This is a genomic window from Tenacibaculum piscium, from assembly GCF_021390755.1.
GTDB lineage: Bacteria > Bacteroidota > Bacteroidia > Flavobacteriales > Flavobacteriaceae > Polaribacter > Polaribacter piscius.
This window is the reverse complement of record NZ_JAJGWR010000015.1, coordinates 1-12,432: the sequence shown is the minus strand read 5'-3', so window position 1 is coordinate 12,432 and position 12,432 is coordinate 1. Positions and strand designations below refer to the sequence as shown.

The 12,432-nt window shown below is 28.3% G+C and carries 11 protein-coding genes and 1 pseudogene; all 12 read right to left on the bottom strand.

Features of this window, described 5'->3' with window-relative positions:
• A pseudogene (locus tag L0U72_RS11530) lies at positions 1–98 on the bottom strand (Fic family protein); the annotation flags it as partial.
• A 221-nt stretch (positions 99–319) separates the two neighbouring features.
• The gene (locus L0U72_RS11525) at positions 320–772 is read right to left on the bottom strand and encodes a hypothetical protein (RefSeq protein ID WP_193708112.1); all 453 of its coding nucleotides are present in this window, start codon (positions 770–772) and stop codon (positions 320–322) included.
• 872 nt (positions 773–1,644) lie between these two features.
• The gene (locus L0U72_RS11520; RefSeq protein WP_232127960.1) at positions 1,645–3,111 is read right to left on the bottom strand and encodes a hypothetical protein; all 1,467 of its coding nucleotides are present in this window, start codon (positions 3,109–3,111) and stop codon (positions 1,645–1,647) included.
• Between the two features lie 186 nt (positions 3,112–3,297).
• Positions 3,298–4,164: a hypothetical protein gene (locus L0U72_RS11515; RefSeq protein ID WP_233899346.1), complete on the bottom strand. Its 867-nt coding sequence runs from the start codon at positions 4,162–4,164 to the stop codon at positions 3,298–3,300.
• A 126-nt stretch (positions 4,165–4,290) separates the two neighbouring features.
• A complete protein-coding gene (locus L0U72_RS11510) occupies positions 4,291–6,009 on the bottom strand; it encodes a hypothetical protein (RefSeq protein WP_193706754.1) in 1,719 nt (572 codons plus the stop codon).
• A 156-nt stretch (positions 6,010–6,165) separates the two neighbouring features.
• On the bottom strand, positions 6,166–6,741 hold the full coding sequence (locus L0U72_RS11505; RefSeq protein ID WP_233899344.1) for a hypothetical protein: 576 nt from the start codon (positions 6,739–6,741) through the stop codon (positions 6,166–6,168).
• Positions 6,742–6,774: 33 nt separating this feature from the next.
• Positions 6,775–7,056 (bottom strand): hypothetical protein, encoded by a 282-nt coding sequence (locus tag L0U72_RS11500; RefSeq protein ID WP_233899342.1) that lies wholly within the window; start codon positions 7,054–7,056, stop codon positions 6,775–6,777.
• A gap of 131 nt (positions 7,057–7,187) precedes the next feature.
• Complete coding sequence (locus L0U72_RS11495) at positions 7,188–8,036, bottom strand: IS3 family transposase (RefSeq protein ID WP_233899348.1); 849 nt, start codon at positions 8,034–8,036, stop codon at positions 7,188–7,190.
• Positions 7,982–8,440, bottom strand: coding sequence for a helix-turn-helix domain-containing protein (locus L0U72_RS11490; RefSeq protein ID WP_233899221.1), 459 nt, complete (start codon positions 8,438–8,440; stop codon positions 7,982–7,984). Before L0U72_RS11490 ends, L0U72_RS11495 begins: the two co-directional genes overlap by 55 nt.
• A gap of 209 nt (positions 8,441–8,649) precedes the next feature.
• Entirely contained in the window at positions 8,650–8,937 is a 288-nt protein-coding gene (locus L0U72_RS11485) for a helix-turn-helix domain-containing protein (RefSeq protein WP_076614752.1), read from the bottom strand.
• The gene (locus L0U72_RS11480; RefSeq protein ID WP_233898056.1) at positions 8,934–9,275 is read right to left on the bottom strand and encodes a type II toxin-antitoxin system RelE/ParE family toxin; all 342 of its coding nucleotides are present in this window, start codon (positions 9,273–9,275) and stop codon (positions 8,934–8,936) included. The genes L0U72_RS11485 and L0U72_RS11480 overlap by 4 nt, the downstream gene beginning before the upstream one ends.
• 217 nt (positions 9,276–9,492) lie before the next feature.
• Positions 9,493–10,485, bottom strand: a complete 993-nt coding sequence (locus L0U72_RS11475) for a TlpA disulfide reductase family protein (RefSeq protein WP_233899341.1) — start codon at positions 10,483–10,485, stop codon at positions 9,493–9,495.
• Positions 10,486–12,432 lie beyond the last annotated feature (1,947 nt).

Sequence of the window (12,432 nt, the reverse complement as noted above, 5' to 3'; positions counted from 1 at the left end):
GGTTTATTTAATAAATTAGCATTTACTTCTCCTATTTTCTCAGAAATAGAAGTTATTAATTTTAAAATAGAAGATGTTATTTCGTAAGGTGGTTTCATTTTTGATACTATCATTTGATACTATCAAAGATACAATCATTTAATCTGAATTATCTTATGAAACGAGTTTTTTTATTGGGCACAACGTTTTTGTATATGGTTTGTTGCGTGTTTTAAGCAACTAATTTAGTAAATAATTACCAACCAAGAAAGTCCGCGAGGACTTTCGCAAGTAGGCAAGAAGCCAGCAATAAATTATATACGGTGTTGGCAAATCGTTTTTATTCCACAAGTATTTTATAAATTCCAGTTTGACTGTCTAATTCAAATTCTGAATCTGTTAAATTAATTTCATTATATTCTGTATGACTGCAACAATCTTCTATTCTTTCTGCGTCAACGTAAAAATTAAATATATGATTGTCAGATATGTCAATTTTTAGGTTTACAATTTCAGTTACCCAGCCTATTGAACCGATTTGAATCAAATTGATATTATTTTCAGATATAAACGAAAATTCAACAGACTCATTATTATTCAAATTGTCAGTTATCGTAATTTCATTAGAGTCAAACGTTTCATTTGTGAATAAATTCTCTCCGTTTTCTTTATCGACAATCTCAAATTGAAAAGTTTGTGGAGGTGTAAAGCATAGTTGATTACATTCATCATCATCTTTACAACCTTGGAATATTATTGCAATTAGAACAAGTAATAAATTAATTTTTTTCATTTGTATTTAGTTTTTTTATGTAGATGAGATTTCTCTCGAAAGGTTGCGTTCAAATGTTTGCCAACGGATTTGTATATGGTTTGTTGCGTGATTCGGGACTAAATTTAGTGAAAAAAATCGGAATAGAAAATCCCCCAAGGGATTTTCGTATGTAGGCGAAAACCAGCAATTAATTATATACGTTGTTAGTTTTTCGTTGCGAAACATTTTTATAAGCACGTTTTTTTTGCGTTTCTAAGTTTTTCAAGAATTTAAAATTCAAGATTTGTTTATGTTTTATTTTTTCTTTAAAATTCTAAACATTCTTTTTTAGATTCACGTAAAACAGGTTTTTTTACGAGTTTAAAATTCAAGATTTGTTTATGTTTTATTTTTTCTTTAAAATTCTAAACATTCTTTTTTAGATTTATGTAAAACAGGTTTTTTTACGAGTTTAAAATTCAGAATTTGTTATATTTTTTAAACTTTTTCTTTAAAATTCTAAATATTATTTTTTGGATTTACTCAAATAATTTTTCACGAGTTTAAAGATTTTCAATTTGTTAGTTTTTTTCTAAACTTTTTCTTTAAAACTCTAAATATTCTTTTTTTAGATTTATGCAAAACAGCGTTTTTTATGAGTTTAAAAATTTACGATTTATTGATTTTTAATTATTCAAAAACATTCTCAATAATTCTCTCTTTTCTTTAATATTCTCATTTTTTCTGAGCAATGAAAACTAACGTTTTTGTATATGATTTGTTGCGTATTTCGAGCAACTAATTTAGTAAATAAAAGCGGAATAGAAAATCCCCTAAGGATTTTCGTAAGTAGGCTATTACTAGTAATAAATTATATACGATGTTGTATGCCGTTTTTTTTATTCAGATTATTATACTTTAGAAGCTGAAGCTTTTCTTGTAGCATCAATTACTATTATATTTTCGTGATTTTCTTTTTGAATTTCTTTTAATACTTTATTTACTTTTCTAATATCAGATGTTGTATAACATAAAACTACAGAAATATCACTAGCAGATTTTGAAGCAGCTTTATAAATATCTGTTTGATTTTCTAAATTTCTTTTTAGTGAAGAAGATTTTGCTAATTTAAATTCCACAATCGTTGAATCTCCACTTCCGAAAGAAACTTTATAATCTGCTGGACCACGACCATTATTTACTTCTGCATTAACATCATATGGTGAAGCATACCAAGTTAATCTAAATATTCTTTGTATTGTATCTTCTTTCGCAATTGGTGTTGAACCATCCCAAAAGATTCGATATCCATCATTATTTTCTATAACATCTTTTAGAAATAAAGCTCTTTTAAGGGTTTCGTCATAGCTATTAGACTTTACCTTATAAAAATCACTATTGTTATTAAGTAATTCGCATAATGGTGTTAGAGCGTCAACTAATTTTTCTTTTAATTCATTAATTTGAGATAAAGAAGCAGAAGTAACATTATGCTTTTTATCTTCTTTTAATTTTATATAAAAGTCTACTAAATCAGGGAATTTTCTAATAGTTTTTAAAAATGCATTTACTTTATCTTTCTTAGTTGCTTTTCTAGGTAAATGAGACCTAAAAAAAACGTTTACAGATGAACGTAAAGATGAATTTTCTAGAGACCTTGTTACATTTTGAAAATTCGAATAAAAATCTGAATTGTTTATTATAGTATCATCAACTGTAAGTATATCTAAAGGTGTTAGAAGAATAAAGTCTCCTTTTTGTTCTCTAAAGAAATATGGAAGTTTAAATGTTCGTGGTTGCCATGTTTTAGTTTCTTTGTCGAATCTACATCTGATTGAAAAGTCTCTTGTTTGATTTTCGTTAAGATGTTTTTTCGCGAAGTCTTCTGTAAATTCTAAAAGATATTCCTGTATTAGATTAGTCGTAAAGTCACTAATGAAATCTTTTCCAACTCCAGAATTTAGAAGAGTTAATTTTTCTATATGAGTTTCGTCTGTTATTTCTTCTTCTCCGAAAGTACTGTAAAAACCATTAAAAGCTGTTATAGCTCCATTAGCAAATTTCTTTCCTAAACCTTTTCCTCCATTTCCATATTTTGCAAGTCCTAGCCAATTTTGTTTTATTTCTGGAAACCTAAATAAATTAATATCTACATCTAGTCCATTATTTTCAGTAGCATAGTCTTTTAAAAGTAATAAATGGTCAACTACTATTTTGTGAAGGTTTTTATATTCTGGCTTTTCAGAAGCAAATAATAAAAAAGGATCAATAAACATTGGTAAGTCAGAACTTAGGCAAATATTTAATGCTCCGAATTTTTCTAAATCAGAATTATCAAGTTCAAAATAATCAGAAAAAAGTAATTTAAAATTGGACATATTTTATTTTTAGTTCGATTTTTATTGAGTTTTGCCCAAATGGCATACAACGTTTTTGTATATTATTTGTTGCGTATTTCGAGCATTAAATATAGTAAATAAAAGCGGAATAGAAAATCCCCTAAGGATTTTCGTAAGTAGGCTAGAACTAGCAATAAATTATATACGGTGTTACCATACGTTTTTTTAAATCATTGTCATTAAATCCCCATTTTTCACCATTCCCGACAACTCTATTTTATATTCATTTTTTACTTTTTTTGCAAATTCAAATGGATTGACATCTTTATAAAAGATAATTTCACGGGAAATTTTAGGATAATATAATGTTCCAAAGTTTCCTATAGGAAAGTGAATTCCAATAGCTGGTAAAAAAGGATTGTTAGATTTTAAATAACTATAAGAAAATGCTCCAGTTTGAGCATTTCCAAAAGGAATTGATTTAAATTCATTATTTCTTAATGTCATAGAAGTCGATTGCCCAGAGATTATTTTCATTTTGAATAAATATTCAAGTCCAAACTTTGTTCTATGAACTGTTATATGGAATCCTCCAACACTTTCAATTTTGTCACTTTCAATTACTTTATTAAATGCATCTGAATGAACAGAACAAATATGGTTTGCTTCAATATTCTTTATATTTGGTATAAATTCTTTTTGAAAAAGGTTAAAAGCTGTTATATCTCCAATCCAATGAAAGGAATTTGATGGTTCTATTTTTCCATTAGAGATTTTATATAGCAATGGTTGATTTTCTAAAGATGCAATTAGAAAATCAGTTTCATTCCCGCTTTCAATATTTAATTTTAATAATAGAGATTTAATCTTATTAATTTCAAATTTTTCAAGATTATATAGTTTTTCAATTGCTTTTTGTGCAATTTCAACATCTCCTGCATATGAAACTGAAATCGACGGATTTAAAATAATTGTTTTTAGAAGTCCAGAAAAAACACTATTTTTATTAGAAACAATTTTTGGGTCTGTAATTCTTGAATCACTATCTATTCTTATTCCTCCTTGTGTAATTCTTCCTACTACTAATGTCATTTTTTAATGTATGGTAACGTTTTTGTATATGGTTTGTTGCGTGTTTCCAGCAACTAATTTAGTAAATAAAAACGGAATAGAAAATCCCTAAGGATTTTCGTAAGTAGGCGAGAACCAAGCAATAAATTATATACGGTGTTGTACACCGTTTTTTCTATTCTCAATCGTTACTATAATTTCATTCAAGTCATATCCTTTGTCCGCATAAATTAGCATACAATTATGTTTTTCACAAAGATTTTTCTTTTTTTTATCTCTTTCCACTGTTTTTTCAAATGCTTCTTGTCCACCAAAAAAATCAATTGGTTCATAATGTTGAGCACCTTGATATTCAATTCCGATATTTAACTTTGGCAAATAAATATCCAAATGTTGACGACCAAGCCATTTCGGTGATGCGTGATGTACTACTTCATCGTTTTTAAAGTAGTCTGATATTTTATAAAATAGTTCTGTTTCACTTATCCAACCTTCTCCAACTTTTGGCATTCCAATAGTTTCTCTATATAAATCTTCTGCTTGTTTTAAAATTAATCTACATTGATTGAAGATTGATTTCTCAACTATGTGAGGAAATGAACTTTTATAACCTGACTCAGCTTGATAATCATCTATTGCTTTGTAGTGTTTATATTCTGCTTTTGACAAGAAAAAATCTTCGTAATATATCGAGTTATATTCAGATATGGTTTCTTTGATTGGCTTTTTTAAAAACCCAAAAAGTGATTTTTTATTGGGAATTTCAACTGTTTTTGTGGTTATTATTGGTTTGCCATTTTTAACAAATAGATTGAAAAAATCAGTTCCTTTATCAAGTTTATATTTATCAAGCTGTTTGTTGGCAAAAGGCTTTATCTCGTTTATATTTTTCTGTCCAAACTCGGTTAAATGACTAAATCCACCAAGTTTTACAATTAGTTCGCCATTTAATAATTCTCGGTTTAGTTTATTTTCGTATTCAATGATTTTTTGAACATTAATATATTCTTTTTGTAAAATTAAATTCCAAGATTTCTCAAAATTTCCTAAATTTTCTAGCTTTTCAATAATTGCAGATTCTCCATAACTTTTCGTTTTTGGATAATACTTGGCAAGTTTTGTTAATTGATTTTGTAATTCTTTTGTTTCCGAATTATGGTTTTCTAACAAGTCATAGAACAAAATGAATGAATAATTGTCGTTCCCCTTTATATCAATATATTTTCCGTTTAAAAAATGGCTTTTATAAACTCTATAAAATGCTAACTGTTCCGAATTTGCTTCTTCAATTTCTCTGAATGAATAAACGTACTTATGATTCCAATGAGGAACAGTATTATTGAAATCGAAATATCCCATTTCCTCTTTTGGAATAATTTTTTTTCTTGTTTTGCTATCGTTCCAAAACTTGATTTTACCTTTTACTGTTATGTTTGTAAGGTCAATTTCTTTTTCTATTCTTTTAGGTAAAAACAAGTCGCCACCAACGAACTCTAAAATTCCTAAATTTTTAATATTAGTATCTCTCAAACTTAATTTTCCACCAACTTTTTTTAACGCACCTAAATCTTCGATATTTGAGTATCTTAAAATTAAATCTCCACCAACAAATTCCAAGTTGTCTAAAGATTTGATATTAGAGAAAACAGTATTTGTGCTTATAAATAGATTTCCTTTGACTTCTCTTAATGTTCCAAAACTTTCAATTGCTGAATCACTAACTCCAAAAAATCCATTTATTTTTTCAATTTTTTCAAGTTTTTTTATGTTTTCTCCTCTGATTATTATGTCAGAATGAATTTCATTTTTGGTAATTATTTTCTCTAAATCGGTAACTGTAAATATATTTATTGGATTGTAATTCAATGGTTTTCGTTAAATGGTGTACAACGTGTTTGTGTATGATTAGTGGCGTGTTCAAGCACCTAATTTAGTAAATAAAACCCGAATAGAAAATCCGCTAGGATTTTCGTAAGTAGGCGAGAACCAGCCATTAATTATACACGGTGTTGCCACACGTTTTTATTTCAAGCGTAGAACCTGTTCGGTAAGTCCCTTAAAAATTGTTTCAGCTACCTCTTGATTTATTACTTGAGCAATTCCCAAATCAAGAAGTTTTCCTTTTAGAATTTGTCCCCAATTCTTTTTGTTTAGTTTGGGATACAAATCTTTCAGTTCTTTCAGTTCATCAAATAATATTTCTTGACCAAAACCTTGTTTAGTTAAAAGCTCAATTATTTCTTCAATTTTAGAATTTAGTTTTTCTTGTGATTGATTAATAGCATCATAATTTGTGAATTCCATTCCCAAATTATCAAAAAGGTTTTTAAATCCACCATCTTTTCTAAATTTAGCTGTATTACCATTTTTAACAACACTTGCTCCGTGGTCTTCGTTTCGAGCGTTTGTAACTTCTCCAACATTATAATGGTTGATTATCGCAAGCAAACATTCAAACTCATTTTCTATTTTGTTAAAATCTGAAGTTTTAATAAAATTAGCTTGTACTAATTCGTGTGAATAAAGTGGGAATTGCTTGTCCAAAATTCTATTCACAATGAAGTTGAGGGCTGGTATTTCTTCTTTGTTAAAGTTCACAATCTATTTCTATATTTTAATTACTAATTTATTTTAAAAATATTTATTTTCTCTCCAATCAACTGCTTTTTCAAATCTTTTCATATAAGCCATTAAAGCTCTTTCTCCATCTGCCAATGAGTCTCCGTAAGGTGCAGAAGGTGTATAACAATCCATTTCGTCATCTAATCTGCAATAGTGACTTATTTCCCAAGTATATTCTGGACTTGCACCTTTTATAATTTTGAATACTCTTCCAATTATTTTTGGATCAACATTGTTAAATACACAATGTATTTCTTTTGATAGTTCGTACTGTTCTACTAATTCATTCATTAAGTTTATTGTTTAGATGTGGTTTTTGTATTATACTGATATAGGTTGACCTTTTTTAGGTTAATTTATATCGTTCAAACTTTTTTTTAGTTGTTTTATAATGCAAAAAATAATTTGAACTATATTTGTTTTTAAATAGTTAGTTCGGGTAAATTTACATTATTTTTTCGATATGATTTATATTTTATATTCGGATTTAAATGTACTTCCGCAGGTTTTCTTAAATTTAGGCTAAAATGTGTTCTTAAATTATTGTATATATCTACCGTTTGTTTTGTGATTTCTTGAGCAATAGCTGTGTTTTTAATTATTTCTTTTAAAGCATATTCGTACTTTAAAGTTCTATTGATTCTTTCAGCAATAGCATTTTCGTACGGATCATATTGTTCCGTCATACTCATGATAATTCCGTTACTTTCAGCAAACTCAGTGTATTTAGGATTACAATATTGGAATCCTCTGTCAGAATGATGGATAAGTTTTTCATGAGGGTATTCCCTATTTTTAATAGCCATAGCGAGCGCATCGGTACAAAGTGATGTCTTCATGTGGTTATCGAGTTTATATCCCATAATTTTCTTGGAATAGGCATCAGTAACGATTGCTAAGTAATTGTGTCCATTTTCAGTTTTGATGTATGTAATATCAGCTACCCAAAGTTGCTCTGGTCGAGTAGGAACGTGGTCTTTTACAATGTTTTTATATTTTCTAAAAAGATGTTTTGAATTTGTTGTTGTTACATAGTTTTTTCTTTTAGGAATAAGTAAGTTATGAAGCCTTAAAAATCGATAAAACTTATCTCTACCTATGTTAATATTCTGATTAACCATATCGTTTTTCAATTCGGTATAGAGTTTAATTCCTCCAGTTTTAGAACCTACATTTTTACGATATCGTTGCACCATTTTAATTAGTTTTTTATCATTTAACTGTTTGTTTTCTTGTTTTTTAATTCTTTTGTAGAAGGCTTGTTTACTAATCCCAAAACACTGATAGAACCATTTTCTTTTAAAATGTTTTTCTTCTTTATTTCTATCTCTTTTGCTAATGTTTCGGGCAACGACTTTTTTGACATATCGACTCCAGTAATGATTTCCATATCCGCAATAATATCTTGCTGAAAGTCTTTTACAAACTCCAGTTCTTCAATTCGTTCCTTTAGTTTTTTAATCTCATCTAATTTACTCATACCATTATTTTGTTGAGCTAAGGTAGTATATTTTCTAATCCAATATGCAATAGTAGTTCTAGGAACATCATATTTTTTGGCAGCAAAGTTTGTAGAGATCTGACCATTTTGAATTTGGTCAACGATGAATAATTTGAGTTCTAATGTTACTTTTTCGTACGTTTTTTTTCGCCAGGGTTGTTTTTGTAATTTCATAAGTGACTATCAATAATTGATGAATTTTTAGTCAACCTATTTCAGTAAAGTTCTATTAGGTAATGCATTACAACGTTGTTGTATATGGTTTGTTGCGTTTTTGAAGCACTAAATTTAGTAAATAAAACGGAATAGAAAATCCCTAAGGATTTTCGTAAGTAGGCGAGTACTAGCAATAAATTATATACGGTGTTGGCAAATCGTTATTTTTACATTTGAAGATTTAAATTCAGTTTTGCTCCTAAAGCGTTGAAAATTCGCATAACAGTTTCAAAAGTCACATTTCCAGTGCTATTTTCAAGTCTAGATATTTGGGCTTTTTTAACTCCAACTAATTCTCCTAATTGTTCTTGAGTCAGTTTTCGTTTTTTTCGAGCAGTTTTTATCATGTCACCAATCAATTCGAGTTTTAATTCAAATTCATATTCATCTCTTTCTTCTGTTCCTTTTTTTCCAATTAAAAGGTCTTCTGCTTGGTCTAAAGTGTAACTTTTCATTTCTTTTTATTTTTAAAATACGTTTTTCTAATATTATCCGCTTTGTCGATTTCTTTTAGATCTACTTTGCTAGTTTTCTTAATAATTCCGTGAGTTGCAAAAACTAAAGTTTTGGTTTTATTTTCTTTGTCCCAAAAAGCTAAAAGTCTATATTGTATTCCAGAATATAGTGTTCTAAATTCCCAAATTTCGTCAGTCAATTTTTTAAAAAACTTTGGGTCAGATTGTTGTTCTGCTCTTCTTATATTATGAAATATTTTCTTTCTTGCTTTTAGGTTTTGTTTCTCTATAAATTCAAAAGCTTCTTCAAGTAACTTTGTTTCAAATCGTTTTATCATTATGGTTATAAAATCAAATATGATACAAATATATAAAAAGTTTCGTTAATTGTAAACTTATGAGTGGTTTTTAATGTTTGCCAACGGTTTGTATATGAAAAGTGCTGTTTTGTGTGCGAGGATTTTCTGCAGGAAAATCAGATGTATCAAAACGGCACTGACTTTTGTTTTAAGACTAAACTAAGCATTTTTTATATATGGTGTTGGCAATCTGGCATTATTTTAATATTTCTTTTAGCTTTGCATTCAATTCGTCTCCTCTTAAATTTCTTCCAATTATCTCTCCGTTTTCGGCAATTAAAAAGTTGTCAGGTACTCCGTTAATTCCATAAATCAGTAAAGCTTCGTTTCTTTGACCTTTTAAATCACTTACGTGTTCCCAATTTAAACCATCTTTCTCAATTGCTTTTAACCAACTTTCTTTATCCTCGTCTAATGAAACTGCTAATATTTCAAAACCTTTTGGATTAAATTTTTCGTAGGTTTTTACAAGATTAGGGTTCTCTTGGCGACAACCACCACACCAAGACGCCCAAAATTCAAGAAGAAGAGCCTTTCCTTTTAATTCAGACAATTTTATTAATTTTCCATTTTGGTCTTCCGATTCAAAGTCTGCAAACTTTTCTCCTATTTTTGGTTCTTTATTTAGTTCAATATATTTTGTAATTTCCTTTCCGAATTTTGAATTTTTATTTTCTGACGAGAGTTGTTCATAAAGTTCTTTGGTTTTTTCTTTTCCCCAAGTTGTGGAATAGAAAGAAAGCATTGAAGCACTTATAATACTATTTGGATTGTTTTTGACAAATTCGATTTCTAATTTTTGTCTTTCACTTCTGGGCAAAGTGTCAGTTTTTTGATTAAGACTGAAATTTAAATTTTCTGATTCAGAACCAGTTATTTTAGCATTTTTAAAATCCGTTTTAGTTGCGTCAAAAGTCATTGGATTATTCTCTGCCCATAAATACCTAAATTGAGAAAAGTCCTTTTTTCTTATTATTATTTGTAATGGTGAGCTAGGTAATTTAGAGTTAAATGCAAAAGTATTATTCTCAACCTTTGTTGAGTCAATTATTTTATTCTCAATATTTAAATAAAGAGTCGTTCCGTTTTCAATTCCGTTTGTTGCCCCATTTAAAGAAAATTTTGTTTCTTTTTTTTCATTGCAAGAAATAGCTAATAATGTAATTATTCCAAATAATATTTTTTTCATCGATGTTTTTTGCTTGTTGCCAACGGTTTGTATATGAAAAGTGCTGTTTTGTGTGCGAGGATTTTCCGCAGGAAAATCAGATGTAGCAAAACGGCACTGACTTTTGTTTTAAGACTAAACTAAGCATTTTTTATATACGTTGTTACAAGTAGTTGTTTTTTTTTCAGTTTGTAATTTGTATTTCTGATTTAATTTTCCATTTCTTAATTCAACATTTGAGTAATTTCGACAAGTTTTCAATTCTGTATTTTGCTTAATTCTACAAACGTTATAAATTCAGATTTTACATAATAATTCGGTCAATTTTATTTTCAGATTTTGCGTAAATTTTGCAATTTCTATTCTGTATTTTTCTCAATTCTACAAACGTTATAAATTCAAATTTCACGTAATAATTCGGTCAATTTTATTTTCATATTTAGAGTAAATTCAAGTATTTATAGATTCTAAATTTTATTCGTAATATTTTTCTAGCGATATTTTTAAATTTCTGTATTTACTTAAAAATAAGGTTCTAATTACGTAATTTTTGCCAATTACTTGTAACGATTTATATATGGTTTGTTGCATTTTTGAAGCACTAAATTAAGTAAATAAAAACGGAATAGAAAATCCCCTAAGGATTTTCGTAAGTAGGTTCGCACTAGCAATAAATTATATATTTTGTTAACCTGCGTTTTTTTTAATTAAAATACTGATATAAAATCTCACATTTTTCAGCGTTTTTATTCGGCGTTTAACTTGTCTAAATTTTCATTCCTAATTGCATAAACAGGCTAAAATTCTGCCGTTTCCACTTCAGAATTACAAACATATTTTTCCGTAATATTTGTCAGAATCCCACAGTTTTTCATTCCTAATTGCATAAACAGGCTAAAATTCCGCCGTTTTCATTTCATAATTATAGACAAATTCTTGCGTAATATTTTTCAAAATCTGCTGCTTTACGATTCCGTTTCTATTTCGCAAACAGGCTAAAATTCTGCCGTTTCCACTTCAGAATTACAAACATATTTTTCCCGTAATATTTGTCAGAATCTGCTGCGTTATAATTCCATTTCTGGTTGCGTAATATTTATCAGAATCCTACTTTTTTAAACCGCTTTTTTGCCAATATTGCGTGTAATTTGGCTTAATGCAGGTTAACGTTTTATATATGGTTTGTTGCATTTTTGAAGCACTAAATTAAGTAAATAAAAACGGAATAGAAAATCCCCTAAGGATTTTCGTAAGTAGATTCGCACTAGCAATAAATTATATATTTTGTTAACCTGCGTTTTTTTTAAATTAAAATACCGATATAAAATCTCACATTTTTCAGCGTTTAACTTGTCTAAATTTTCATTCCTAATTGCATAAACAGGCTAAAATCCCGCCGTTTCCATTTCAGAATTACAGACAGATTCTTGCGTAATATTTGTCAGAATCCCACAGTTTTTCATTCCTAATTACATAAACAGGCTAAAATTCCGCAATTTTCATTTCAGAATTATAAACATATTTTTCCGTAATATTTTTCAAAATCTGCTGCTTTACGATTCCGTTTCTATTGGATAAACAGGTTAAAATTCCGCCGTTTTCATAATTACAGACAGATTCTTGCGTAATTATTTGTCAAAATCTGCTGCGTTATAATTCCATTTCTGGTTGCGTAATATTTATCAGAATCCTACTTTTTTAAACCTCTTTTTTGCCAATATTGCGTGTAATTTGGCTTAATGCAGGTTAACGGTTTGTATATGAAAAGTGCTGTTTTGTGTGCGAGGATTTTCCGCAGGAAAATCAGATGTAGCAAAACGGCACTGACTTTTGTATTATGACCAAATTAAGCATTTTTTATATACGTTGTTACAAGTAGTTGTTTTTTTTCAGTTTGTAATTTGTGATTCTGATTTAATTTTCCATTTCTTAATTCAACATTTGAGTAATTTCGACAAGTTTTCAATT

Coding starts and splice junctions, on each gene's coding strand:
- L0U72_RS11525 (WP_193708112.1), bottom strand. CDS start 772: ATGAAAAAAATTAATTTATTACTTGTTCTAATTGCAATAATATTCCAA.
- L0U72_RS11520 (WP_232127960.1), bottom strand. CDS start 3,111: ATGTCCAATTTTAAATTACTTTTTTCTGATTATTTTGAACTTGATAAT.
- L0U72_RS11515 (WP_233899346.1), bottom strand. CDS start 4,164: ATGACATTAGTAGTAGGAAGAATTACACAAGGAGGAATAAGAATAGAT.
- L0U72_RS11500 (WP_233899342.1), bottom strand. CDS start 7,056: ATGAATGAATTAGTAGAACAGTACGAACTATCAAAAGAAATACATTGT.
- L0U72_RS11490 (WP_233899221.1), bottom strand. CDS start 8,440: ATGAAATTACAAAAACAACCCTGGCGAAAAAAAACGTACGAAAAAGTA.
- L0U72_RS11485 (WP_076614752.1), bottom strand. CDS start 8,937: ATGAAAAGTTACACTTTAGACCAAGCAGAAGACCTTTTAATTGGAAAA.
- L0U72_RS11480 (WP_233898056.1), bottom strand. CDS start 9,275: ATGATAAAACGATTTGAAACAAAGTTACTTGAAGAAGCTTTTGAATTT.
- L0U72_RS11475 (WP_233899341.1), bottom strand. CDS start 10,485: ATGAAAAAAATATTATTTGGAATAATTACATTATTAGCTATTTCTTGC.